The sequence below is a fragment of the Leptodesmis sp. genome, from assembly GCF_052746595.1.
The window spans coordinates 1-25,281 of sequence record NZ_JBRAGO010000001.1; the positions used below are offsets into that span (position 1 = coordinate 1).

25 protein-coding genes and 1 other annotated feature are annotated in these 25,281 nt (G+C 51.1%); of the genes, 10 read left to right on the forward strand and 15 right to left on the reverse strand.

Going from position 1 to position 25,281, the window contains the following annotated elements:
• From rplJ to dnaK, 6 genes are all read right to left on the reverse strand, one after another.
• A partial coding sequence (rplJ, locus tag ACUVQO_RS00005; RefSeq protein WP_445923949.1) for a 50S ribosomal protein L10 occupies nucleotides 1-121 on the reverse strand: 121 nt, incomplete at its 3' end.
• Between the two features lie 63 nt (nucleotides 122-184).
• Nucleotides 185-343, reverse strand: a sequence feature (ribosomal protein L10 leader region).
• 120 nt (nucleotides 344-463) lie between these two features.
• Nucleotides 464-1,177, reverse strand: a complete 714-nt coding sequence (gene rplA / locus ACUVQO_RS00010; protein WP_445923839.1) for a 50S ribosomal protein L1 — start codon at nucleotides 1,175-1,177, stop codon at nucleotides 464-466.
• A 52-nt stretch (nucleotides 1,178-1,229) separates the two neighbouring features.
• Entirely contained in the window at nucleotides 1,230-1,655 is a 426-nt protein-coding gene (gene rplK, locus ACUVQO_RS00015) for a 50S ribosomal protein L11 (protein ID WP_445923840.1), read from the reverse strand.
• Nucleotides 1,656-1,658: 3 nt separating this feature from the next.
• The gene (gene nusG, locus ACUVQO_RS00020; RefSeq protein WP_445923841.1) at nucleotides 1,659-2,327 is read right to left on the reverse strand and encodes a transcription termination/antitermination protein NusG; all 669 of its coding nucleotides are present in this window, start codon (nucleotides 2,325-2,327) and stop codon (nucleotides 1,659-1,661) included.
• Nucleotides 2,324-2,548, reverse strand: coding sequence for a preprotein translocase subunit SecE (gene secE, locus ACUVQO_RS00025; RefSeq protein WP_445923842.1), 225 nt, complete (start codon nucleotides 2,546-2,548; stop codon nucleotides 2,324-2,326). The genes nusG and secE overlap by 4 nt, the downstream gene beginning before the upstream one ends.
• Nucleotides 2,549-2,967: 419 nt before the next feature.
• The gene (gene dnaK / locus ACUVQO_RS00030) at nucleotides 2,968-4,881 is read right to left on the reverse strand and encodes a molecular chaperone DnaK (protein ID WP_445923843.1); all 1,914 of its coding nucleotides are present in this window, start codon (nucleotides 4,879-4,881) and stop codon (nucleotides 2,968-2,970) included.
• A 250-nt stretch (nucleotides 4,882-5,131) separates the two neighbouring features.
• Between dnaK and ACUVQO_RS00035 the strand changes: the two genes are divergently transcribed.
• Complete coding sequence (locus ACUVQO_RS00035; protein ID WP_445923844.1) at nucleotides 5,132-6,037, forward strand: S1 RNA-binding domain-containing protein; 906 nt, start codon at nucleotides 5,132-5,134, stop codon at nucleotides 6,035-6,037.
• A gap of 156 nt (nucleotides 6,038-6,193) precedes the next feature.
• Here the strand turns inward: ACUVQO_RS00035 and ACUVQO_RS00040 are convergent, their stop codons facing one another.
• Nucleotides 6,194-7,771 carry a B12-binding domain-containing radical SAM protein gene (locus tag ACUVQO_RS00040; protein ID WP_445923845.1) on the reverse strand — a complete coding sequence of 526 codons (1,578 nt, stop codon included), beginning with the start codon at nucleotides 7,769-7,771 and terminating at the stop codon, nucleotides 6,194-6,196.
• 250 nt (nucleotides 7,772-8,021) lie between these two features.
• Here ACUVQO_RS00040 and ACUVQO_RS00045 point away from each other — a divergent pair, with 250 nt between their 5' ends.
• On the forward strand, nucleotides 8,022-8,882 hold the full coding sequence (locus tag ACUVQO_RS00045; protein WP_445923846.1) for a Tab2/Atab2 family RNA-binding protein: 861 nt from the start codon (nucleotides 8,022-8,024) through the stop codon (nucleotides 8,880-8,882).
• Between the two features lie 56 nt (nucleotides 8,883-8,938).
• Nucleotides 8,939-10,267: a TldD/PmbA family protein gene (locus ACUVQO_RS00050; protein WP_445923847.1), complete on the forward strand. Its 1,329-nt coding sequence runs from the start codon at nucleotides 8,939-8,941 to the stop codon at nucleotides 10,265-10,267.
• Here ACUVQO_RS00050 and ribBA read toward each other — a convergent pair.
• Entirely contained in the window at nucleotides 10,264-11,943 is a 1,680-nt protein-coding gene (gene ribBA, locus ACUVQO_RS00055) for a bifunctional 3,4-dihydroxy-2-butanone-4-phosphate synthase/GTP cyclohydrolase II (protein WP_445923848.1), read from the reverse strand. The genes ACUVQO_RS00050 and ribBA overlap by 4 nt on opposite strands.
• A gap of 156 nt (nucleotides 11,944-12,099) precedes the next feature.
• On the opposite strand from ribBA, the gene argC reads away from it, so the two are divergent.
• On the forward strand, nucleotides 12,100-13,158 hold the full coding sequence (gene argC, locus ACUVQO_RS00060) for an N-acetyl-gamma-glutamyl-phosphate reductase (RefSeq protein ID WP_445923849.1): 1,059 nt from the start codon (nucleotides 12,100-12,102) through the stop codon (nucleotides 13,156-13,158).
• Between the two features lie 107 nt (nucleotides 13,159-13,265).
• Here the strand turns inward: argC and ACUVQO_RS00065 are convergent, their stop codons facing one another.
• Nucleotides 13,266-13,676 (reverse strand): hypothetical protein, encoded by a 411-nt coding sequence (locus tag ACUVQO_RS00065; RefSeq protein ID WP_445923850.1) that lies wholly within the window; start codon nucleotides 13,674-13,676, stop codon nucleotides 13,266-13,268.
• A gap of 243 nt (nucleotides 13,677-13,919) precedes the next feature.
• Here ACUVQO_RS00065 and ACUVQO_RS00070 point away from each other — a divergent pair, with 243 nt between their 5' ends.
• On the forward strand, nucleotides 13,920-14,450 hold the full coding sequence (locus tag ACUVQO_RS00070) for a DUF4330 domain-containing protein (RefSeq protein WP_445923851.1): 531 nt from the start codon (nucleotides 13,920-13,922) through the stop codon (nucleotides 14,448-14,450).
• Nucleotides 14,451-14,486: 36 nt separating this feature from the next.
• Here ACUVQO_RS00070 and ACUVQO_RS00075 read toward each other — a convergent pair whose 3' ends face one another.
• Entirely contained in the window at nucleotides 14,487-15,410 is a 924-nt protein-coding gene (locus ACUVQO_RS00075; protein ID WP_445923852.1) for an alpha/beta fold hydrolase, read from the reverse strand.
• 14 nt (nucleotides 15,411-15,424) lie between these two features.
• Nucleotides 15,425-15,748, reverse strand: a complete 324-nt coding sequence (locus tag ACUVQO_RS00080; protein ID WP_445923853.1) for a phasin family protein — start codon at nucleotides 15,746-15,748, stop codon at nucleotides 15,425-15,427.
• A gap of 227 nt (nucleotides 15,749-15,975) precedes the next feature.
• On the opposite strand from ACUVQO_RS00080, the gene ACUVQO_RS00085 reads away from it, so the two are divergent.
• The 5 genes from ACUVQO_RS00085 (at nucleotide 15,976) to ACUVQO_RS00105 (ending at nucleotide 21,201) form a co-directional block, all read left to right on the forward strand.
• Nucleotides 15,976-16,287 (forward strand): TIGR03792 family protein, encoded by a 312-nt coding sequence (locus ACUVQO_RS00085; RefSeq protein ID WP_445923854.1) that lies wholly within the window; start codon nucleotides 15,976-15,978, stop codon nucleotides 16,285-16,287.
• A 130-nt stretch (nucleotides 16,288-16,417) separates the two neighbouring features.
• Complete coding sequence (locus ACUVQO_RS00090; protein ID WP_445923855.1) at nucleotides 16,418-16,759, forward strand: NAD(P)H-quinone oxidoreductase subunit M; 342 nt, start codon at nucleotides 16,418-16,420, stop codon at nucleotides 16,757-16,759.
• A 257-nt stretch (nucleotides 16,760-17,016) separates the two neighbouring features.
• Entirely contained in the window at nucleotides 17,017-17,736 is a 720-nt protein-coding gene (locus ACUVQO_RS00095) for a biliverdin-producing heme oxygenase (RefSeq protein WP_445923856.1), read from the forward strand.
• A gap of 165 nt (nucleotides 17,737-17,901) precedes the next feature.
• Nucleotides 17,902-19,308: an amidohydrolase family protein gene (locus ACUVQO_RS00100; protein WP_445923857.1), complete on the forward strand. Its 1,407-nt coding sequence runs from the start codon at nucleotides 17,902-17,904 to the stop codon at nucleotides 19,306-19,308.
• Between the two features lie 174 nt (nucleotides 19,309-19,482).
• Nucleotides 19,483-21,201, forward strand: coding sequence for a YcjF family protein (locus ACUVQO_RS00105; RefSeq protein ID WP_445923858.1), 1,719 nt, complete (start codon nucleotides 19,483-19,485; stop codon nucleotides 21,199-21,201).
• Between the two features lie 28 nt (nucleotides 21,202-21,229).
• Here the strand turns inward: ACUVQO_RS00105 and ACUVQO_RS00110 are convergent, their stop codons facing one another.
• The 4 genes from ACUVQO_RS00110 to ACUVQO_RS00125 form a co-directional block, all read right to left on the reverse strand.
• On the reverse strand, nucleotides 21,230-21,550 hold the full coding sequence (locus ACUVQO_RS00110; protein ID WP_445923859.1) for an Mpo1-like protein: 321 nt from the start codon (nucleotides 21,548-21,550) through the stop codon (nucleotides 21,230-21,232).
• Nucleotides 21,551-21,724: 174 nt separating this feature from the next.
• Entirely contained in the window at nucleotides 21,725-22,228 is a 504-nt protein-coding gene (locus ACUVQO_RS00115; protein ID WP_445923860.1) for a sterol desaturase family protein, read from the reverse strand.
• A gap of 272 nt (nucleotides 22,229-22,500) precedes the next feature.
• Nucleotides 22,501-23,745, reverse strand: coding sequence for an RNA polymerase sigma factor SigC (gene sigC, locus ACUVQO_RS00120; RefSeq protein WP_445923861.1), 1,245 nt, complete (start codon nucleotides 23,743-23,745; stop codon nucleotides 22,501-22,503).
• Between the two features lie 531 nt (nucleotides 23,746-24,276).
• Complete coding sequence (locus tag ACUVQO_RS00125) at nucleotides 24,277-25,230, reverse strand: NAD(P)H-dependent glycerol-3-phosphate dehydrogenase (protein WP_445923862.1); 954 nt, start codon at nucleotides 25,228-25,230, stop codon at nucleotides 24,277-24,279.
• Between the last annotated feature and the right edge of the window lie 51 nt (nucleotides 25,231-25,281).

Sequence of the window (25,281 nt, forward strand, 5' to 3'; positions counted from 1 at the left end):
GATCAGTAATTTCCGCTACAGACAACCCTTTGTAGTCAATCACAACTGCAAGTTGTGACTGGCTCAGAGTTTCCTTTAACTCGGCAACCATCTCTTTTTTCTCTTCCAGGGTTCTCCCCATTCGTGTTTCACCTCCTTCTAGTACGTTGCACAACAAACCTGTTTGCTCTTCCCTGCCACTCTTTTCTCCAATGAAAAAACCCCGGTCATGACAGGCCGAGGTTCACGCTTTCATTCTTTTCCTTACGTTAAACCCGTAAGGTTCAGAACTGAATTAGCTACTTCCTCGGCAGGCGATTAAGCAACACGCCCCTGCTGTCTACGGCTTCGCGATTCGATTGTGGGAAAGTGTTTAAGGGTTCAATTCTCCTTATAGAAATACCAGGGAAGAGAGGGTACTAGGTATTAGGTACTAGGAATTAGGGATTGGAGCTGTTGACTTCTGATCCCTAACGCCTAATTCCTAAGCGGCTTCTCCCAGCTTCAAATCCCGCAATCCGGGAATGTCTACCTGAATGGCAGGTCCCATTGTGGAGCAGACATACATACTGCGCCAGTAGCGGCCCTTGGCACCAGAGGGACGGTTACGATCGATCGTCTCTTGCAGTGCTTTCAGGTTCACCAGCAAATCCTGGGTGGGAAAAGCGGCTTTGCCAAACAAAACGTGCACAATCCCGGTGCGATCTGCACGGAATTCCAGTTTACCAGCTTTGAACTCTGCGATCGCTTGTGCCAGATCAAATGTCACCGTACCGCCCTTGGGAGAGGGCATCAATCCCCGTGGCCCCAACAACTTACCCAGCTTGGCCACCTGGGGCATCATATCTGGAGTCGCGATCAGCAGATCGAAATTCATCATGCCCTTTTGAATATCGTCAATGAGTTCTTCGGAACCAGCAATATCCGCACCCGAATTAGAAGCTTCTGTAACTTTTTCGCCTCGCGCAATCACAGCAACTCGTACTGTTTGCCCGGTGCCTTTTGGAAGGACTACCGTCGTCCGCAACTGCTGATCCGTGTACTTGGGATCAATTCCCAACCGGATGTGGGCTTCTGCAGACTCAGGAAACTTAGCGGTAGCCGTCTCCTTCAGCAGTTCCAGTGCTTCTAAAGGCTGGTAGGGGCGATCCTGCACCTTGGCCTGCAGTTCTCGCAATCGTCTTGAAATCTTTGGCATCTCTCTCTCCTGGGGTCTTAGCGAGTTCTCACTCTCCCCCGCTAGGGTTAACTTAGTCCTTGACGGTGACACCCATATTACGGGCTGTCCCTTCCACAATCCGCATTGCCGCTTGAATGTCATTGGCATTCAAGTCAGGCATTTTGGTCTTAGCGATTTCTTCCAACTGGGCACGGGTAATCGAACCAACCTTTTTCCGGTTAGGTTCTCCTGAACCCTTATCCACTCCGGCTGCCTTTTGAATCAAGACAGAGGCGGGAGGGGTCTTCAACACAAAGGTAAAACTCCGGTCTTCATACACCGAAATTTCCACCGGAATGATCATGCCTGCCTGATCTGCCGTTCTGGCATTGTATTCCTTGCAGAACATCATAATGTTGACCCCATGCTGACCCAACGCAGGGCCAACAGGAGGAGCCGGGTTGGCTTTCCCCGCTGGGAGGGCCAACTTAATAATTGCAGCTACTTTTTTTGCCATTGCTTAACTCTGCTTCTGAACCTGATTAAACTCCAACTCCACGGGAGTATCGCGCCCAAAGATGGAAAGCAGAGCCTTCAGCTTGCTTCTTTCTGGGCTGACTTCAATCACCTCTCCCTCAAAGTCCTTGAACGGCCCCGACAGCACCAGAATCTTGTCACCAGAGGCCATATCGATTTTGACCACAGGTTCTTGTTCCTGAGCCTGCTTGAAGATCCGTTCCACTTCCGAGGGACTCAGTGGCATTGGCTTCACGTGCCCCCGTCCCCGACCAGGACGACGCTGTTCGGCACCCACAAAGTTAATCACATTGGGGGTGTTTTTGACCACCAGCCATGCCTCGTCATCCATTTCCCACTGCTGCCGTTCCTGGTTCCAGGTTCGCTTTACTCGCAGTAGCACATACCCAGGGAAGACCTTCTCCTCAGTATTTTGCCGACTACCATCCTTGCGAATTTTCACGGCAGGCGTTTGGGGAATTTCGACCTGCAAAATCTTGTCTGCCACATCCAGAGTTTGGATGCGCTGTTCAAGATTCGCTTTTACCCGCTTTTCACAGCCTGAGGCAACCTGAACGGCATACCAGCGAGAGGTATCAGCAGAGCCACCTTCAGCAGATTCCTCTGCGCCCGTGGGAACGGTTCCCTGAAATTCGTCTGATGTATATGTCATCCGAACACCTGCCTGGATGCCCATCCAAAGAAGTTATCCACCAGGTAGATCAGCGTTGTAGACAGGACGACCATGAGGACGACCGCCACAGACTCACTAATCAATTGTTGTCGGGTAGGCCAAACTACCTTATCAAGCTCTTCCTTCGTTTCCTTCAGAAAGCCTTGAACATCAAATTTGGATGATATGCTTTGCGATTCTGCTTCTTCCTTCTTGGCCACGGGTTGCCGATCTCCTGCTGCTGCGAACGAGTGAGTTCCCAGTTCTGAGACAGTTCTGGGGAAATTGTTCTTCTGACTTAAACCCTGCCTCAAAAAATGTCAGTAGTTCTCGTCCAGAATTCGTGCTTTCCTAGCATAACATTTACAAAAGCGGATCAACGGGCTAACGATCGCACTTTCTGGAAAATTCTGCTGCACTATACCCGCCATAAGTCGCAGCTAAGGTAGCATCCACGATCCCCTCAGGAAGAGGATAGGCGATCGCGGAGTGAGCGTTAGGTTTAACGGCTGTCAGCGAAAATTTGAGTAAGGGTGAGGTGCAGGTTGGGAAAAACGGGAGAGGTGATCACAATCAGAAAGGCTGATAGAAGCCCCTACCAGCCTTGATTTAGTTTATGGAGCACTCTACAGCGAGCCGCTTACTTGGACTCGGTGAAGTCTGCGTCGATGACATCTTCATCGGAACCGCCTGTAGATCCAGCACCCGAGCCGCCGTCACCTGTGGGGCCACCAGTTCCGGGTGCGCCTGCCCCAGCCTGTTGATAGATGTTGCTACCAATGGTGTACAGGGTTTGTTGCAGTTCAGTAGTGAGGGACTTGATGCGATCGAAGTTTTCCTGATTGATTGCCTCGCGCAGATCCTTAATCATGCCTTCGACTTTGGACTTGTCATCGGCAGAGACTTTGTCGCCCAATTCGGTCATTTGCTTTTCGGCCTGGTAAGCCAAAGAATCAGCCTGGTTTTTGAGATCGATCTTTTCCCGCCGTTCCCTGTCAGCCGCAGCATTCTGTTCGGCTTCGCGCACCATCCGTTCCACATCTTCCTTGGGCAGGGTAGAAGCTCCGGTAATGCTAATCGATTGTTCTTTACCTGTGCCCTTATCCTTGGCGGTCACCTGCAGGATGCCGTTGGCATCAATGTCAAAAGTGACTTCGATTTGGGGAACACCACGAGGCGCGGGAGGAATGCCATCTAGACGGAAGGTTCCCAGGCTCTTGTTGTCGCTGGACATTTCCCGTTCTCCTTGCAGGACGTGGATTTCCACATTGGTTTGACCGTCCACGGCTGTGGAAAACACTTCCGACTTCTTGGTGGGAATGGTAGTGTTGCGAGGAATGATCTTGGTCATCACGCCACCGAGAGTTTCTACTCCCAGGGAGAGGGGAGTGACATCCAGCAGCAGAATGTCTTTCACTTCTCCAGCCAGTACGCCCGCTTGAATGGCCGCACCGACAGCGACTACTTCATCTGGATTGACGGTCTGGTTGGGGTCTTTGCCCAGCAGGCGCTTCACCAGCTCCAGTACAGCAGGAATCCGGGTGGAACCACCAACCATCACTACCTCATCGATCGCACTCTTATCAATCTTGGCATCGCGCAAAGCATTTTCGACGGGAGTCTGACAGCGCTTGATCAGATCGGCACACAGTTCCTCAAACTTCCCGCGGGTCAGGGTCATATCCAGGTGCTTTGGCCCATCCTGAGTTGCCGTAATAAAGGGCAGGTTAATTTCGGCCTGAGTGACGCTGGAAAGTTCAATCTTGGCCTTTTCTGCCGCTTCCGTCAACCGTTGCAGGGCTTGCTTATCCTTCCGCAGGTCAATTCCTTCTGACTTTTTGAACTCCTCGGCCAGATAGTCCACAATCTTCTTGTCAAAGTCGTCGCCGCCCAGGTGGGTGTCCCCGGAAGTAGCCATCACTTCAAATACGCCATCGCCTACTTCCAGGATAGATACGTCAAACGTACCGCCCCCTAAGTCGAAGACCAGAATCGTTTCATTACTCTTCTTATCTAACCCGTAAGCCAGGGATGCTGCCGTAGGTTCGTTGATAATCCGCAGCACTTCAATCCCAGCAATCTTTCCGGCATCCTTGGTGGCTTGCCGCTGGGAGTCGTTGAAGTAAGCGGGCACAGTAATTACGGCTTGAGTCACCTGCTCACCCAGATACTTACTGGCATCATCGACCAGTTTCCGCAACACCTGCGCCGAGATTTCTTCGGGAGCGAATAGCTTGTCAGCAATGGGGCAAATCAGCTTCACGTTGCCGTTGACATTCACAACTTTGTAAGACACTTCGGTGGTTTCGTGGGTCACTTCATCAAAGCGACGACCAATAAACCGCTTCACCGAGTAGAACGTATTTTCAGGGTTCATCACCGCCTGACGCTTGGCAATCTGGCCCACCAGGCGATCGCCATTTTTGGCAAATGCAACGACTGAGGGAGTAGTCCGAAATCCCTCCGCATTGGCAATTACGGTGGGTTTGCCACCTTCCATCACCGCTACACAAGAGTTCGTTGTACCCAAGTCAATTCCAACAACTTTTGCCATTGCTGCTTCGGCTCCATCAACTAAAAAACATTAAGAAATTTTAGTGGCTTTCATCTGCCACGCTGAGCAACCGTGAAGCGGTCAGGTCAACTCTGGAAGCTAAACCCATTCCACCTGTAAGCACAGCACGCCTGTTTCTATACTGATCTCGATTGGAGCTTTTGATGAAGGGGTATTTACCGTACTTGGGAGGTGGGGTGTGGGGTAGAAGGGGATATAGTAAGAAGGCTTAATTAGTCTGTCAGTTTCTATGGACTCGAAATCTGCTCGCTCCCGATCTGCCGACACATCTTTTTCAATGGATGACTTTGCCAAAGCGCTGGCAAGTTACGACTATACTTTTGAGAAGGGGCAGGTGGTCACGGGGAAAGCTGTTAGCTATGACACCGATGGAATTTTCGTGGATATTGGAGCTAAATCGTTGGCTTTTCTGCCACTGTGGGAGGCTAGCTTACGAATGGTGAAGGATCCCTCTGCCATCATGCCCTTGGAGGAAGAACGGGAGTTTTTGATCATCCGGGAACAGGATGCGGATGGGCAAATCACCCTCTCTCTGAAACAGTTGGAGATGAAGAAAGCCTGGGATCGGATGGCAGAAGCGCAGGATAGTAACGAAAGTCTGCAGGTGCGGGTCACAGGCACAAACAAAGGTGGGGTGACGGTGGATGTGCAGGGACTGCGGGGATTTATTCCCCGATCGCACCTCAACGAAAAAGACGACCTGGAGTCCCTCAAAGGCACGACGCTAACCGCCAGTATTCTAGATTTGGATCCGGAGCGGAATAGGTTGGTGCTGTCAAATCGGTTGGCCTCGCGATCGGCGGCCTTTAGCCAACTGGAAATCGGTCAACTGGTGGAAGGTAAGATCAGTAGTATCAAACCGTTTGGTGCATTTGTCGATTTGAACGGCACCAGTGGTTTGTTGCACATTAACCAGATCAGCAATCGCTACGTGGAATCGTTGCCCAATCTCTTCCAAATTGGCCAACCGATCAAAGCCATGATTGTCAATCTGGAAGAAGGTCGGGGCCGCATCTCCCTGTCTACCAAGGTATTGGAAAATTATCCCGGTGAAATGCTGGAAAAAATGGACGATGTGATGGCGGAAGCGAACGATCGAGAGGAGCGGGCTAGAAAGGCGGTTTTGGGAGTTTAAGAGGGCGGTTGAAAAGTATCTAGCGGTTAAAATGCAACTACACTAACCGACTAAACTAACAAAGGCTGCCGATGCAGACTCAACACAATCAAGGTTTTCAGTAACCTGCGTCGGTAGGTTTTCTCGGTATAGCCACGACTTCAGTCGCCAGGGTGACTAAGCTTGCACCGCTTCTCGCTGCCGATCGCCCTCCTGGCGCAAAAACTCTTCCACCTGAGCTTCAATTTCACGGCGAACGATTTCGCGGTATTCGACAAAATGCTCAATTTGGGCGCAGACAGATAAATAGCTGCTGAGGCCACCGGGATTGAGGCGGGCCATGTTATACAAATTGCGCCAGAACTGCCAACGGGTGTCGCGTACCACTCCCTGTCGCCAGCAAATGGTTAGCAGGGCGCGGATGGCGATCCAATCTACTTTTTTCTTGGCAGATTTACCTTTTTTGGGATAGGTAGCTTCTCCCAGTAAAAGAAAATGGCGGTAAGTACGATCAAGGAACCGTTTGGGTTCATACAGTTCCCAAAACGCTTCTACATACTCACGGGCAATGTCTTCCAGGGGACGAGTGGGGACAAAATTCATCAGGACGGTCTGGTTGCCATTGGAGTTGTCGCTACGGAGACGGCCTTCCTTTTTCAGGCGATGCCAGAGGGCCGTATCGGGTAATGCCTGCAACATGCTGAACAGGGCTGTCGGAATCGTGGTTTGTTCCACAAATTTAACGATCCGGGATCCGGCTCCGGGTTTTTCGCCATCAAAGCCGATGATGAATCCGGCCATTACCCGCAGGCCCGATCGCACGATCGCCTGTACCGAATCGCTTAAAGAATCTCTCGTATTCTGGTATTTCTGCGTTAGGGATAAACTTTCTTCGTCTGGTGTTTCAATGCCTAAAAAGACTGATCCGAAATTACAGGCCACCATCGCATCCATCAGTTCCTGATCCTTGGCTAAATCCACAGAAGCTTCCGTGGCAAAGGAGAAGGGATAACGGTGCTCGACCATCCAGGGTTGCAATTCTTTCAACAGCAGCTTGACATTACGTTTGTTGCCAATGAAGTTATCATCCACCATGAAAATACTGCGCCGCCAGCCTAGCTCATACAGGCGTTCCAGTTCCGCCAGCAATTGCTCCGGCGTTTTGGTGCGGGGTTTGCGGCCATACAGCACGATAATGTCACAGAACTCGCACTGAAAAGGGCATCCGCGTGAGAACTGGACGGCCATTTCGGAATAGGCATCGAACTCCAGTAAATCAAAGCAAGGAATGGGCGTTTCGGTGACATCCGGTTTTTCACCACCAGAGCGGAAAATTCCCGTTTGGTCGCCCTGCGCGATCGCCACTACAAACATCGGGAGTGTAATTTCGCCTTCATCCAGAATCAAATAATCGGCCCCAGCAGCTTTGACTTCTCCGGGGAGGGCAGTGGGATAGGGGCCACCGACGGCTACCCGTTTCCCCCGCCATTTCGCTTCCTGAATTTGCTCCAGCAGATCCTCCTTCTGCACAATCATGGCCGAGAGAATCACCAGATCGGCCCAGGCCCATTCAGCTTCCGTCACCTGTCGCACATTGCGATCAACTAGTTTGAAGTTCCACTCTTGAGGCAAAATTGCTGCCACTGTGACCAGGCCCAGCGGTGGTAGCATGGCTTTGCGGTTGACCAGGGCTAAGGTTTTTTCAAAAGACCAGAAGCTTTTGGGAAAGCGAGGATACAGCAGTAAAACGTTCATTCAGTTTCACACTATTAGAAGGGATTGGGAATTGGGGATGAGGGAATGGGGAGTAGGGAAGATCGGGGATAGGGAGTTATTTTGAAGATTGGTCAACTCCCGGAAGCTGACCTGGCAATGCAACACCTCTGGTTGATAATGTCATGATTTTTAATAATTGGACAGCAAATAGATTGTTGTGTGTGGGGAAAAGCTACCATGGTAGCCTTTTACAGGTATCTCAGATGGCGGTTTGCCAATTTGCCCTCCAATGACAACGATTTGGGAACTTGATTTTTACTCTCGTCCGCTAGTGGATGAGAACGGTAAAAAAATTTGGGAAGTTCTGGTTTGCGAGAGTCCTTTAGACGTGAAGACGCAACCTGATGCTTTGTTCCGCTATGCCGAGTATTGTGCCAGTACGGAGGTGAATTCGGCTCACCTGCAGCAGGTGTTGAAAACGGCGATCGCCCAGGCTCCCAAACCGCCTACCCGGATTCGTTTTTTTCGGCAGGCAATGAATAACATGATCACAAAGGCTTGTGAGGAATTGGGAATTCCGGCTGTGCTGAGCCTGCGTACCTATCGCTTAACCCAGTGGCTAGAGCAGCGGATGCAGGAGGAGTATCCCCAACATCCAGGCTTTCAACCGGGAACCAATCCTTCGGTCAGTTTTGCGGAAACCGCTCCTCAGGTTCTACCGGATGCATTACGGGGCGAGAAATGGGCCTTTGTCACCCTGGAAGCTGCTGCATTGGAGGAAATGACCGACTGGGCGATCGCCTTTGGTGAAGGATTTCCGCTCCGTCTGGCAGGGCTGGAACCGGCGGCATTGATTCCAGGATTACTGATTTTCACGACCCGTGCAACTCCGATGGCCGCCTGGATGTCTGGTCTGGAACTGGGCATGGTGAGCTTCGACCCAGAACTGAAACAGTTGCTGCTGACGACAGGAGTGAACAATCGCTGGATTCTTGCATCCTTAAACAGTTCCCCATTGCAGACCGAGGCCAAAAATTTTACTACAGCCAAACAGATAGCCCAGGGAGTCCACTTTCTGGCGATTCAGGCCAGTCCGGACACAGAAGCATTTGCCGGATTCTGGTTATTGCAGGATCCCAAATTAGCGTAAAGTGATTCTAAATCTGATGGGGAAAGGGCTTTTACAGACCTGATTGCTGAGAGGTTATGGGTTCCGACGATTTACAGCACGACACGCTGGCAGAGCAGATATTAGAGCTGGCGACCCGATCGGGAGCAGAGGCAGCGGAAGTATTTCAATCCCGATCGCTGTCCCGTCCCGTTTTTTTTGAGGCTAACCGCCTGAAACAACTGGAAAGCGCTCAGGCAGAAGGATTAGCTCTGCGTCTCTGGCGCGGGGGACAACCGGGATTAGCTGTTGCCTATGGGCCTGTGGAACCGCAAACGCTGGTCGATCGAGCACTGGCCTTAAGCAGTCTGAATGAGCCGGAAGAAATCGAACTGGGGGAAGTCTCCAAAGCCGCTTATTCTGACCTGGGAGAAACGATCGCCGTTGGGCAACTGGTGGAGTGGGGCAAACAGGCGATCTCGCTGGTGCGGGAGGCTTACCCGGAAGTCCTGTGTGACGCGGAATGGGAATGTGAAGCCGAAACGACTCACCTGATCAACTCCAAAGGATTAGATTGCAGCTACACAGACACCACCCTGAGTTGCTCCCTGTCGGCAGAGTGGATTCGGGGAGATGATTTTCTCAGCGTCTACGATGGTCAAACTCGACGGGGCAGCCTGGATCCAGAGGCCTTGGCACACCAAGTCGTACTCCGTTTAGATTGGGCCAAGGAAAATACCAGTTCGATGAATGGCCGGGTGCCAATTCTGTTTACCTCCAAGGCCGCCGATATGCTCTGGGGTACGGTACAGGCTGCCTTAAATGGTAAACAGGTGATTGAAGGAGCCTCTCCCTGGAGCGATCGCTTAAATGAAGTCGTCACTTCGGAAGAGTTAACCTTGGCCCAACACCCCGATATGGGACCATTTAGCTGTCCCTTTGATGATGAAGGTACTCCCACCCGTCCCATCACCTTTATCGACAGTGGTGTCCTCAAGTTGTTCTATGCCGATCGCACCACGGGCCGCAACTTAGGTAGTGGCACGACGGGTAATGGATTTCGTCCAGGGTTAGGTAGCTATCCCAGTCCCGGTATGTTTAATCTGATTGTCAGTCCGGCAACGCGATCGCGTCATGGCACAAAATCCTTATCAGACTTAATTGCCAGCATGGAGAATGGCCTGATTGTGGATCAAATGCTGGGCGGTGGAGCGGGTATCTCCGGCGATTTTTCGATCAACGTGGATTTGGGCTATTGGGTGAAAAATGGTCAGATTCTGGGCCGCGTGAAAGACACAATGGTTTCTGGCAATGTCTACACCGCGCTCAAACAATTGGTGGAACTGGGTGGCGATGCCGATTGGAATGGTTCCTGCTATACCCCCTCGATTATTGTGGGCGGCCTCTCAGTCACTGGCAGAGATTAGGTAAAAGAATAAATGGTTTGGGTCTGCAGGGATTGGCAGACGGTAGAGGGTTTCTGGCTGAGGGGAAAAGTTTGGCGATCGAGCTGCACCTGTAACCCCGTCAGTGGATCGGAACCGGAGGAAACGATAAATTCCAATTGGCGCAGGTGGGGAGTTGTCGCCAGGGCATCGAGAATGTGGGCGATCGCATCGACAAATTCCCCAGGGTGACGATACCAGTCGGCAGCAGTGGCCTGGGGTTGTACAAAGCCCAGATGCACGGTGAGGGCATTTCCGAATACGGCTTTGGCTAACGGACGCACTTCTTCTTGAACCCGGAGGTTGTAGGTTTTAGCGAGCTGACGCAGATGTTCCAGGCGTTTGTAGGACTCGGTAAGGGCCAGAGGTTCATCCTGCCACTGAAGGGCGATCGTCATCAGGTACGTCTGTAGCATCCAGTGGCCCAATTTTTCTGCCTTAGTTGCTAAATAGGAGGAGTTATAGGAGGTGGCTTCAATCAGTAAGGGCACCCGTTCCACTACTTCCAGGCCATAGCCTTTGAGTCCGGCAATCTTACGGGGGTTATTGGTAATCAAACGCATCTGACGCACACCCAGATCGTTGAGAATTTGAGCGCCCATGCCGTAGTTTCGCAGGTCTGCCGGAAATCCCAAATGCTCGTTAGCCTGTACTGTATCCAGTCCCATATCCTGCAGAGAGTAGGCTTTCAGTTTGTTGACCAGGCCGATACCCCGACCTTCCTGGCGCAGGTAAACGACCACGCCCTGTCCAACACTGTCAATCATCTTTAAAGCGGCCTGAAGTTGCATCCGGCAATCACAGCGCAGCGAACCCAGGGCATCCCCTGTGAGACATTCGGAGTGCATTCGCACCAGGACGGGTTGATTGGCAAATTGTGTGGGGTCGCCCCGGACGAGCGCAACATGCTCCGAATTATCCAGCGTATGGCGATAGGCGTAAATTTTGAAGTGACCGAATTCTGTGGGCAGGTCGGCGATCGCCTCGCGAGCAATCAACCGTTCATGCTCCAGCCGATAACTGATTAAGTCAGCAATACTGATAATTTTCAGGTTATGCTTCTGAGCGTATTCAATCAGTTGCGGCAGTCGCGCCATTGAGCCATCGGGATTCTGAATTTCACAGATGACACCTGCCGGATACAGCCCTGCCAGTCGTGCCAGATCAACCGCCGCTTCCGTGTGGCCTGCCCGTTTCAAAACTCCGCCTTCCCTGGCACGAATCGGGAAAACGTGACCCGGACGGCGTAAATCATCCGGGCGAGTGGCGGGATTGATGGCAACTTGGATGGTACGGGCGCGATCGTCTGCCGAAATTCCGGTGGAGACACCAGCACTGGGAGAGGCATCAATGCTGACCGTAAACGCCGTCTGATTACTGTCTGTATTTTTCGATACCATCAAGGGTAAGTCCAGTTCATCCAACCGGGCACCCGTCATAGCCAGACAAATTAAACCCCGCGCCTGCACGGCCATGAAGTTAATCATGTCAGGGGTTGCGAACTGGGCAGCACACACGACATCACCCTCATTTTCCCGGTTCTCGTCATCTACCACAACGAGGGCGCGGCCTGCTTTGAGATCGGCGAGGGCCGCAGGGATAGAGTCAAACTGAAACGAAGTAGGGGAAACCGAAGCTGAATCTGCAGAGGTGTTCAAGATAATACCGTTAAGTTATTTAAAGAGTTCCTCATGTTTAAATTCTAATTCGTGATCGGGTTGGCCAGATTAGTGACTTCACCTTCCACAAATCTTTTGTCTAGTACTACAATGCAGCAAAGTCTCTAGGTTCAGTCCGCAGGAAGGTACAGCATCATGGGTGATATGGGACGTGTCCCTGTCGGAATCATCGGCGCTTCGGGGTATGGCGGTGTGCAATTAGTTCGGATTTTGATGGATCACCCTCATTTAGAGTTGGCTTATCTGGGGGGAGATAGCAGTGCCGGACAACCCTTTTCCGCTCTGTATCCACATCTGGAACATCGAGTAAAGCAGATCATTGAACCGATCGACCTGGATAAAATTGCCGATCGCTGTCAGGTGGTGTTCCTCTCCCTGCCCAATGGGTTAGCCTGCAAGATGGTTCCCACCCTGCTGGAAAGAGGCTGTAAAGTACTGGATCTGTCGGCAGACTATCGCTTTTCTGACCTCTCGGTGTACACATCCTGGTATGGAGTCGAACGCACCGACCAGGCCACTGCAGAACAGGCAGTTTACGGGTTGCCGGAACTGTACCGCGATCGCATTGCCCAGGCCCAACTGGTCGGCTGTCCGGGCTGCTATCCTACTGCCAGTCTGCTGGCTCTGGCTCCGCTGCTGAAACAAGGCTTAATCGTGCCGGAAACCGCAATTATCGATGCCAAATCGGGAACTTCCGGAGGGGGACGGCAGCCGAAAATCAATATGCTGCTGGCAGAAGCGGATGGTTCCTTTGGAGCTTATGGAGTGGGTCGCCACCGCCATACACCGGAGATTGAGCAGGTGTGTAGCGATTTGGCGGGCCATGAGATCCTGGTGCAATTCACACCGCACCTGATTCCCATGCCCCGTGGTATCCTGGCGACTGTTTACGCCACCATTCGGGATCCGGGTCTGGTACGGGATGATTTACTGACTATCTTTAATGCCTTTTACCGCAATTCTCCCTGGGTAAAGGTATTACCCAGTGGCGTTTATCCTCAGACAAAGTGGGCTACCGGAACGAATCTCTGCTATCTGGGGTTGGAAGTGGATCCCCGCACCGCCAGAGTGATCGGGATGTCAGCGATCGACAATCTGTTGAAAGGACAGGCAGGACAGGCGATCCAATGCCTTAACCTGATGATGGGTTGGGATGAAACCCTGGGGCTGCCGCAACTGGCGTTCTACCCGTAATCAAGTAGCAACTTATACTAATGTTCCTCTAAATTCGACACATCTGGGTAGAGACAAATGGCCATTCGACCCTACCCAAGCCTTTCACCTTAATCTATTCGCATTCCTTAGCGAATAGGGCCATTGGAAACAATTGTGACCTTCCAGATATTACCATCGACTTTCACAATCGTTTCCTGGGTAGGGGTCGTGAATCCCGGTTTGCCCCCTTTCACGGTAAACGTCCAGGTACCGTCGCCATTGTCTACACAGGGAGCGATCGACGCTGGCCCATGCATGGAAGCATCCGCCTGATATTTGGTTAACCCTCCATTCGCCGCCTCAGCCGCCTGTCGAGCCAGGTTTACAGCTCGACCTAAAGCAATGATTTGTTGGGCAGGATTACTGCTATCTATCGCTTTTTGCATACATTCAGAGCGATCGGCATTAGAGGTTTGAGCTTGAACTGGAGCCGAAGTAAACACACAAACTGCTAATAAAATGCTGAGTGGAGTTGCTTTACAAATCACACCGTTCATCTCATCACATCCTTGCTAAAAAACAATTGTTGAATTCGTTCAACATGGACTTGCTATGTACTTTATCAGTTTCTCAGGAATGATTGTCCTAATTTTCGCTACACTGAAAAGCGCTCATAAACCAAGTTCAGCTAGAGAACGATCGTTTTCCGATCAGAGAAACTACGGTTCTGAAGTTGGACAAGGTTTAAACCAAGTCCATTGGTCTAAAGTGGTTCGTTGCAAAGATTGAGGTGATGGTACATGGCTGTTGTGGACTCCCAGGGGCGCTTGTTTGGTAAGGTCAGTATTTTAGACTTGGGCGCAGGTCTGGTCATTTTGCTGGTTCTGATTGGCATCTTCGTTTTTCCAGGAGCTTCTGGATCAGTGGCTCAAATTGGCTCCACGACCAAACCTGTGGAAGTGGAGGTTGTAATTCGAGTAGCCGCCCAGAATGTTGAGGGTTTGCTGAAGCCAGGAGATAAAACCAGCATTGTGATCCGCAACCAGCCTTACGGAGAGGTAAAGATTAAATCTGTAAAACCTCTGGAGGACAACGTTTATATTCCTATGCCAGACGGTAAAGCCATTTCAGTCCCCGATCCCCGACCCGAAGCCGGTCTTAGTAAGAATTTGCTGGTGACACTGGAAGGAAATGCTCAAATCACCAAAAATGGGCCAGTTCTGGGAAATAACAAGATCAAAATTGGCACCCCGATCGAACTAGAAGGGTTTAACTACAATTTCTCTAACCTGAATGTGCGGGATATCCGAATTTTAGAGAAGAAGGGCTAGTCCCTTGTAGGGCTGGAGGTTGTCAGGGTTTGGGTATTAGGTGTGAGGGATAAGGGGTGGGTTTACGCTCAGCTCTACTAGATAGCGGCGAATCAGGGCGATCGTAACGGCAGGCAATTCCAACTGCGGCGTGAGTCCCACATCCTCCAAAACTTGAAACGCTTTTACCGCCTGCGGATTTAGGTCTGCGAGGCGGCGACCAATTTCTGGCCCTGTAAACTGGGACTGCTGACCCCAAATTATGGCCGTCGGCACAGTTAACTGGGGGATGTAGAGCGATAAATCAAAGCAGAGGTCGCCCCGCACAAACGATAAGGCCGCATACTCCGCATTGGGCTGGGTGGCTGATTCCAGGTAAGCTTCCACAATTTCAGGGTAGACCCGTTCTGGTCGAGCAAATTGGCGCTGTTCTAGGAATGCCCGAATGCCTTCACGGGTAGCCACACCCAAGCTGTAAATCAGCTTGTCCAGAATGGGGGTTTTGACCAACTGAGCAAAGAAGCTCTTGGTGTAGTTTTCGCCAAAATCTGATAATCCGGCTGGCGTGGTCAGAATCAAGCTTTTGAAGAGTTCGGGACGGGCGATCGCGGCCCGGATCGTCATGGCCGCCGTCAGGGAAGAAGCCACCACTGGCACTGGTTCACCACCACAAGTTTGCTCTACAAACTCGATGATGGTGGAGGTATAATCCTCAACCCGATAACTGCGGACGGGATGATCCGATCGACCCCATCCCAATAAATCGGGAGCCAATACCTGATAGTCAAAAGCAAAGGCTGGATACACCTTTGACCATTCATAGGCCGAGGAGCCACCGCCAAACCCATGTAAAAAGACCAGTGGAGAGGCCGCTGAGCCACCTTCCGCCAATTGCAAGGATTCTGAATCAGGCGCGTAATAAACCATTCTGCCCAACGATGTGGGAACAGAGCGCTGGCTAAACCCAGGAGGGATCAACATAGGACATCCAAACCTTAACGCCACAACCGATTTTCTAATTCCCGGAGCTGACGTTCCAAGCGATCGATGCGTCCCCGCAGTTCATCCATTTCCGACTGGCGAGGCACGCCAACATCTTGCAGTAAGTTGCGCAGTTGTCGCTGTATTTGACCTTCAAAATTGCCCTGCTCACTCTTGAGCTTTTGCAGCAAATCATCCATCACCTCTTTGGCCTGCTCAGGATTGAGTTTACCGTCCTTAATCAGTTCATCGTTTACTTCCCGCAGCTTATCCACGACCAGGGTTGTGGTGCTCACCCCTAACATAAGTAGCTGTGTCAGCCAATGATTGTTGTCCATGCAGCCTTCCTGAAATCGGCGAATTAAGAACGGATGCGATCGCCGAGCGTTGTTTGGGGTTAACCCAGCGCTAAAGCAATCCTCTCCCACTAACACTCCCTATTCTGTCAGATCTAACCCTGGTTCTGGGGTGTCCTGAAGTACGGCTCACCGCACCTGGAAAGACGATCGCCCTGGAACCAGATTTACACTGTTATAGAAATGCTCATAAAAGTAGAGGGCGATCGATGGTCGTTGAATGGTTGAAAGTGCAAGTTGCCGAAGAATTGCGAGAAGCTTTTATCCAAAAGGATGAAGCGATCTGGACGGCTGCTCTCGCCAAATATCCTGGCTTTTTAGGGAAACAAGTCTGGATTAATCCCCACAAGCCGGAGGAAGTGATTCTGGTGATCCACTGGGCCAACCTGGAAGCCTGGAAGTCCATTCCGGCAGAAGTTATAGAAGCAACAGAAAAGCAGTTTTCGGAACAAATGGGAGCAGACACTTACAAGCTGGTAGAAGGGGCAGAGTACCATGTGCGAAAGTTTCCCTCGTCTTAGACCATGATCTGACTAGATTGGCCTCTAAGCAAGGCATTGAGCCAATTCTATCGCCATGAAATGTTTGGTATACGGTGCAATTTCTCTTTACAATGAGGACGTACACGTGAGGTAGCCAACCCGTCGTCCCATGCTGTTGAAGTCAACCACCCGCCATATCCACATTTTCACTGCTGTAGTGGAAAAAAACGAACTGGTTCCTAGTGACAATGTTCTGACGCTGGATGTGGATCCAGATAATGAATTCAACTGGACGGAGGAATCCCTCCAGAAGGTTTACGCCAAGTTTGATGAACTGGTTGAATCCTACAATGATGCAGATTTGACGGAATATAACCTGCGCCGGATTGGTTCAGATCTGGAACACTTTGTGCGATCGCTGCTGCAAAAAGGCGAAATCTCCTACAACCTGAATAGCCGCGTGCTGAACTACAGCATGGGTCTGCCGCAAGTGGTGGCCAATGAAGGCTAGAAGTTTAAGAATCATTAAGTAAAATCTGAGAAAACCAGAGTGCTGCAATTGGGAAAAGGGTTGATCCCTCACGCTTTTCTCAATTCCCAGTGGCTCTAGTTTTTTAATGCCTTGGCTAAGTCACTATTTTGGCAAACTCACTTCAGAATTTTTAACAAAAACGCTCATCAAATCGGTCTAACGTAACAATTTAGGTGCTTTTTAGCGTTTGAGACGATTCTTACATCTGCACACCAACCCTAAGCTGGATATTTAGCATGAGTAGCAATTTAGCAATCAAGCTGCGTGAGGGAACCAAGAAATCGCATACCATGGCAGAAAATACTGGATTTATTGCCTGTTTCTTAAAAGGAACCGTTGAGAAAACGTCTTACCGGAAGCTGGTTTCCAACCTTTACTTCGTGTATTCAGCCATGGAAGAAGAGATGGAACGGCAACGGAACCATCCCGTAGTGTCTCAAATCTACTTCCCCGAACTGAACCGAAAGTCTGCTCTGGAACAAGATTTGTACTACTACTACGGCTCTAACTGGCGGGATCAAGTGGCTCCTTCAGAAGCAGCACAAGAGTATGTAGCTCGCATCCGGGAAGTCTCCAACACGGCTCCAGAACTGCTGGTGGCTCATTCCTACACCCGTTACCTGGGCGACCTGTCTGGTGGGCAAATTCTCAAGGGCATCGCTCAACGGGGCATGAACTTGAACGAGGGAGAAGGCACCAATTTCTACGAGTTCAAAACCATCTCGGATGAGAAAGCCTTTAAGAATAAGTACCGTCAGGCCATGAATGATCTGGCCGTAGACGAGGAAATGGCCAATCGGATCGTCGATGAAGCCAATGATGCCTTTGGCCTAAACATGAAGATGTTTAGGGAACTGGAAGGCAGCTTAATCAAGGCGATCGGCGTTATGCTATTTAACTCCCTCACCCGTCGGCGTAACCGGGGCAGCACCGAAGAACTGGCAACCGCTGAGTAAGCCTGACTTCCACTGCTCCTGTTGGTTCTAAAAACTTGACTCAGCCCTCTGAGCGGAACAGTTGGGTTCCCTTTCAATCCTGAAGATTGGGTGGTTTAATGACGAATCATGCAGTCTTCAGGATTATTGTTTTTAGGATCGTGAAGTTAATAGCAAGGAGTTACGATGTACGACGGTTTGTTGGTCATTGATGCCGATGCTCATAAGCTGGAGAATCCCTTGATTATGCGGGATTATCTGGATCCGGAGTATCGCGATCGCATTGGTTTAATCATTGATAAATTGGGCGATCAGCGCGTCAAAATTGTGGATTTCAATCCCAAAACTGGTGAAAAGGATTTAGTGCAACTGTTTCCCCAACCCAGTGGCTTAGGCAAGGGTGGCTTCCGTACCCTGCATCCCGAAACCACCCTGGGAGCGATATTCAACCGTCCCCGGATTGAGCACATGGATCAGGAAGGCATTGATGTGCATGTGATCTATGGAACGCTGAACCTGATCTTTTCCGGATTGCTGGATACGGATCTGGCGATCGCCCTGTGCAAAGCCTACAACAGCTATATGGCCGATGATTGCCGTCCCTACAGCGATCGGCTGAAACCTATTGGGGTGTTACCACTACAGGATGTGGATGAAGCAATTAAAGAAATGCATCGCTGTGTCAATGAACTGGGGATGATTGGAGTTGCTGTTCCGCCCAACCTACCCGTGCCCCATCCCAGAGCACCAGAAGCCTTCCCCGACATCCGCACCTGCAAACCGATCAGCCATCTCGATTTCCGGCCCGTCCTGCAAGCAGCAGTTGATTTGAATATCGGCCTGGGCATTCATGGCGCACCCGGTTCCTACATGATGGGGGGCATCGCTGACCACATGGAAACCTTTGTGCTGACCCATATCTTTGTGCAGCGTAACCAGCAACAACACGCCATGACTCGCATGGTTTTTGATGGTGCCTTTGAACAATTTCCCACCCTGCGAGTCGGTTTTCTGGAAGGTGGTTGTGGTTGGCTCCCCGACCTCGCCCATGCCATGCACGAACACTGGGAAAAACGCATTCGCGACTTTGATCCCAAACATCCCTACCGTCCCCCTGTGATGGATGTCACCAAGCTGATGTTGCAGGAACGGGGTACCCACAACAGCACCAGTGTGATTAGTCAGGTGAAGAATCTGTTTGATCTGCTGTGGACAAAGGAACACGACCCCACCCAGATCGACGATGCCAGCCTGTACGAACATTACGATCTGCGTCACCGAGATCCAATGGAGTATTTCGAGCGGGGACAAATCTTTGTCTCCTTTGAATCCGATGATCCCGCCCCCACGTATATGCACCTGGCAATGGGCGAAGTGGGCAAACGGCTGGCCTGCTTTTCCGGTGACTATGGCCACTGGGATGGCGTGCTACAAAACTGTGTCCGGGATGCTGCCACCAAAACCAACTACGATCGCACTCATCTCGCCCGTCTCTTAGGAGGCAATGCCCTGGCGTTGTATGGCGATCGCTTGCGTCAATCCCTGCCCAGCTACTGTCAAGCATCCCCTGATCTGACCCTGGCAACCTGCTAATCAGGGCAGAAAACCAGCGAGGCAGAAGGCAGAGGGCAGAAGGAGTTTTGCTCTCTGCTTTCTGTTTGTTTATAGAGGACAGCCAACAATTTCATCCCCATTCCTGACCACCCGCCAATATCCAGAGTTCTAAAATAAAACAAACCCTCCCCCCGATCCTCTTTCCCTCTCCCTATGCGCCTCCCTCGCCTGATTGCCTTTGCTGCTGGTCTATTTGCTATCCTGGGGGCATCCATCTGGCTGATCGATTCCTTGCAACGGTTGCTCTGGCAGGTATCATTGTATTCTCCCCTGCTCTCCCAGGTACTGTTGCTGCTGATCATTGCCCTGCTTGCCAGCTTGGTTGCTGCTTTGATTTACTACCTGTTCATTCTGCCGCGTCGGGCGGAGCAGCGCAAACAGCGGCGACGGCACCCCCCCCAACTGCCCACAGACAAGAAAGAGGTGGCAGGAGAAACTTTGAAAGCAGTTCGTCAGCAGGTGGCACAAATTCAAGATGAAGTGGCTCGTCGGGAGTTACTGCTACGATCGCGACAAATTGAACAGAGCCTATCACGGGGAGACATTCAGGTCGTGGTATTCGGCACAGGATCGGCAGGAAAAACCTCCCTGGTGAATGCAGTCATTGGTCAGGTGGTAGGCAAAGTGGGAGCAACAATGGGCACCACAGAAGCGGGGCAGACCTACGTGCTGCAACTAAAGGGGATGAATCGGGACATTCACATCATTGATACTCCCGGTATTTTAGAAGCGGGTGTGGCCGGAACGGAACGGGAACAACTCGCCCGCAAACTTGCTACTGAAGCCGATTTATTGCTATTTGTATTGGATAACGACTTGCGGCGATCGGAGTATGACCCCCTGGCTGCGTTAACAGAAATTGGTAAGCGATCGCTGATCATTCTCAACAAAACCGACCTCTACCTGGATGAAGATCGAGAAGCCATCCTGGCTCGTTTACGACAACGGCTGCGGGGGCTGGTAGCACCCACTGATATTATTGCCGTCTCCGCCAATCCTCAACCTGTGCAGCTAGAAGATGGTTCCCTCTGGCAACCCGAGCCGGAGATTATGCCGCTGCTGCAACGCATGGCAGAAGTCTTGCGAGCAGAAGGAGAATACTTGGTCGCGGACAATATCCTCTTGCAATCTCAACGATTGGCCGATGAAACTCGTGCCGTAATTGACAGAGAACGTCGCTGTCAGGCCGATCAAATCGTCAATCGCTTTCAATGGATTGGGGCAGGTGTGATTGCGGCCACCCCTTTACCCCTGGTGGATCTGTTAGGAGCTGCTGCCGTCAATGCTCAGATGGTGGTAGAGATTGGCCGGGTCTACGGCTGTGAGATTGACCTGGAACGGGGTCGGGAGCTGGCTTTATCGCTTAGTAAAACAATGGCTGGCCTGGGCATTATCAAAGGCGCGATCGCCCTGATAACCACTGCATTAGAACTGAGTCTGGGTGGCATCATTGTCGGGCGAGCCATCCAGGCTGTTGCAGCGGCTTATCTCACCCGCATTGCCGGAAAAAGCTTCATTGAATACTTCCGACAAGACCAGGACTGGGGCGATGGGGGAATTACCGAAGTGGTACAACGCCAGTTTCAACTCAACCGCAAAGACGAATTCATTAAGGCCTTTATTCAGGAAGCTATTACCCGCGTTGTCAAACCTTTGCACTTAGAGGAACTGACTGCACAGCAAGCTGCTCAAGAAAAGGCAGAACTGGCGAACCTCCAACAAACGCTATCCAATTCAAGCTCAATTCCTTTGGAAGTACCTTTGCCATCGTTGGCTCAGTCTAAGAAAGAAGCAGAGTTGATTGAGTTGGAAACGGCGATCGAAAATGATTGGGAACATCCCCGAACCTTCACAGATGACTGGGAGGATTGACCACTATTCAAAAGGAGACATCAATCGATTAATCCTTAGCCCCCAATTCCTTGAAATACTCTAAGACTTGCCGTAATCCAAACCAATTTTCAAATGACCAGGAAAGAGAAGCCAGGATAGTAATGCCAGGATATTTGACGAAAGCAGGTTCATTCTTTTCAAAGAAGGCGTGACCGCTGAGGGCGAATACCTGGGTCAGAATGAGGCAGACGATCGTGATCCGCCAGTCAATAAACAGATAGATGACCGCCGCGATAGCCAGAATATTCGTTAAATGGTGCAGTGCCTGATTAATCGGATTTTGGTGGCTAGCAATGAAATGTGCCTTTGCTTCAGCAAAATAACTCACGATACTGATTCCTCCAATAGACACCCTGTGATACGAAAGACGGGTTTTAGGAACCATATCACACGCTTTCTGGAGACGCTTCCGAGGGACGAAAAATTTTTGGAATTGACAGCTATTGTCATTGATCATTTGACAGAGAACAAATGATTAATGACCGGATGTAGCCAAAAGGACTTACCACCACCGCAGTTGCAGCAGATTGCGATCGGACTGGCTAAGTTCCTCTTCGGTCAGCCATGCCACCGATTTATACGTGCCAAACACATGATCCCACCAGTCCACACCAAGGCCGAAGTTGTGATGCCACATACCATATTTATGGTGGACGTAGTGAACAGGCATCTTCATCCAGAAGCATTTTGTCGGATTGTCATGCTGCAGTTGATGGGCATAGGAGGAGAAAGCAGCATAGACCAGTCCTCCTAACGTCCAACCGATGCCAGCAGGGATGGAAACAAAAAACATCGGCAGCATGATGATGATCGTACCTCGAACGTAGGCCAGGAATTCCCAGATGACTCCCTGACCCTCATTACGGCGGTGGTGATCGCGATGGCGTTCCCCAAATCGGAGCGGTTGGTGCATCAGTCGGTGTACCCAATATTCCACCAGGCTCGCCAGCACAAAAGCGATCGCAAAACATCCTATCCCAACCATTACCGGAGTTAGTTCAGCCATAGCTCTTTTCTCCTCCACCGATTCCAAATACCCTGTTGCACAAATTTTACTCTGTCATCCGGTACGATCGCCGCGAACCTGACCATACCCTACGGTCCCTTTGTTGGCAACTTTAACTACGGCCAGTACCGACCGCAGAGACTGAAAATTACAGGTGCTGATCCTTTCTAGCCTTTGCTTTCTGTTGAAACCCAAAAGGGCTGGTGGAGTCCACCAACCCCCAGAGGGTGGCCTGAAAGCAGGCCAAAGGAGAGCGAATCAGGAGGAAAAGGTTAGGTTAAGGCTTCCAAATAATCCCGCACCTGGTTGCGACGCCTGGGCTGACGCAGCTTTTGCAAAGCTTTCGCCTCGATCTGGCGTACCCGTTCACGGGAGAGATCCAGTGCCCGACCAATTTCAGCCAGGGAGTAGGGCTTTCCATCCCCCAGACCAAAGCGCATTTGAATCACATCCCGTTCCCGTGCGGTCAGGTCAGCCAGCAGTTGTTGTAAGTCCCGACGCAGAGCTTCCCGCATCAGGGTATCTTCGGGAGTGACTTCATCGGTTTCCAGCAATTCTCCCAGTTCCGTATCTTTTTCTTTACCGACTTTGGTTTCCAGAGACACGGAGCGAGGCACCCGCAGCAGCACTTCCCGTACCTGGGGTGGGGTCGTTTCCAGTTCGTTAGCAATATCTTCAATGGTGGCAGTGCGGCCTTTTTCTTGAGAGATTTTGCGCTGAGCTTTCTTGATCTTATTCAGTTTTTCCGTGATATGGACGGGCAGGCGGATGGTGCGGCTTTGAGTGGCGATCGCCCGCGTAATGCCCTGGCGAATCCACCAGTAGGCATAGGTACTGAAGCGATAGCCTTTCGTGGGGTCAAATTTTTCTACGGCTCGTTCCAGTCCCAGGGTGCCTTCCTGAATCAGATCCAGTAATTCCAGTCCACGATTCTGATATTTTTTGGCAACCGAAACCACCAGGCGCAGATTGGCCTTAATCATGTGTTCCTTAGCCCGGATGCCTTCTGCCTGAATTCTTTCCAGTTCTTCCACAGACAGCTTAGCAACCGCCGCCCAGTAACGTTTGCCTTCAGCCAGAATCGGACGCAAATCCTGAACATCCACCCCAGCATCTGAAGCCCAGCGTTCCAGGGAGGGACGGTGGCCCAGTTGGGAAGTGAGGCGATCGTGACTGTCCACTAACTCCACATAGCGACAAATTGGGCCAGCTTCCTGTGCAGCCGCTGCCTGACGCAGTTCCAAAAGGCCCATGTAACGCTGCACCCGTTGAGCTTCCGAGACTTCTTCATCTCGCCCTAACAAGCGAACCCGACCAATTTCTTGCAGGTAGAGGCGAACCAGATCAGTGGTGCGACGAGTGGCCGCACGTTGGAGGTTGGCTGGATCGATCGAGTCCATTTCCAGACTCATCAAGTCATCCACCGTCTGGTCCTCGTCGGAACTGTCCGACTGAAAACTCCGAGTGTATAATTGCTCGTCGTATTCTGCTTCAGCGTAGAAAGATGATGCTGGCATAGTGCGCGTCTCGGTTGCTCCAGATAAAATTAGGCTTTAGTCAGAGATATTGTTAGTGTTCCCGCCATTTGGGACTGGAGAACAGGGCTTAGAGTTCCGTAATGTTCTCAAAACTTATCCGTTTGATCACTGAATGTTACGCAAATGGCATTCAATAGGAACAAGTCATCTGGTCATGCACCCCAGTTTCTGAGGAACTTATCCGGCAGTCACCAGAGAAGTAGCCCTGATTTCAGGCTTCTCAGACAGTATAAAGAGGAACTTAGGGGTGGGTAGTGACTTAAATCAGCCGTTGAGTTAAGCTACATCACCCTACTTCCAGTTTCCTGAACTCCGCGCCTTGCTTAGGTATCTTCATCAAGGCTTTGAAGGAAAACTTGCTTAGATGACTAAATAGTAAAGCCTGGATAGAAGCGCTTGCGTATTTTTGCGGAACTCTTTCGGCAGGAAGGCGGAAAATCGGCGATTTTTGATTTTAAACCTTGTCCGAGTCCAGAACCGTGAGTACTCTTCTGCCTCCTGCCCTCTGCCTTAAATGGTTTCCGGCTTATAATCGCGTAACATCAAAGCATCTACGGCAGCCTGGGGGGAAATTTCACCGTTCAATAAATAATGAACCTGTTGGGAAATAGGGACAGAAATCTTTTGCTGAGAGGCTAAGCGAACCAGAACTTGAGTGGTGTTAACCCCTTCGGCTGTGCCTTGTAGATGGGCTAGTACGTCGGTCAAGGAGTGGCCCTGAGCAAGGCCAAAGCCAACTCGATAGTTGCGGCTGAGGGCACTGTTGCAGGTGGCTAATAAATCTCCTAAGCCAGATAAGCCATAAAAGGTTTCGGGTTTAGCTCCCCAGTACAACCCAACCCGGATAATTTCGGCTAAACCACGGGTAACGAGCGCGGCTTTAGCATTAGTGCCCAATTGTAAGCCGTCGCAGGTGCCAACAGCGATCGCAATCACATTCTTTAAAATTCCCCCCAACTCCACGCCCAGCAAGTCCGGATTGGTGTACACCCGAAAGCGTGGGGAAGAGAAGGCTTCCTGAACTACTTCTGCAGCGGCTAAATGGTTGCTGGCCACAACTGTTGCAGCAGGGAGTCCCTGTTGAATTTCTTCTGCCAAATTTGGCCCTGATAGCACCACGACTGGATGAGTGGGGAAGGCGTTCTGCCAGAGTTGGGATGGCAACAAGGGCAACTGAGTTTCACTGCCCGACTGAGAATCTAAGCCTTTGGTCGCGGATACCAGGATAGTGTTGGAAGATAAAGGCAGGGGCTGCATTCGCTCAACCACCGATCGCACCCCTTTCATGGACACCGCCGATATCACCACATCGGCTCCCTCCACAATCTCAGGCAGGGGTTGAGGACTTTGACGCGACCAGAGCCGGACGCTATGCCCTCCTTGCAAAGCTAGTGTAGCCAGGGTTGTTCCCCAGGCACCGGAACCCAGAATCGTGATGTTGAGCGACTTGGAAAGGACTGACATGGGAATGGCCGATCGCAGATACATAGATTACCAGATACTGGCAGCCATCCT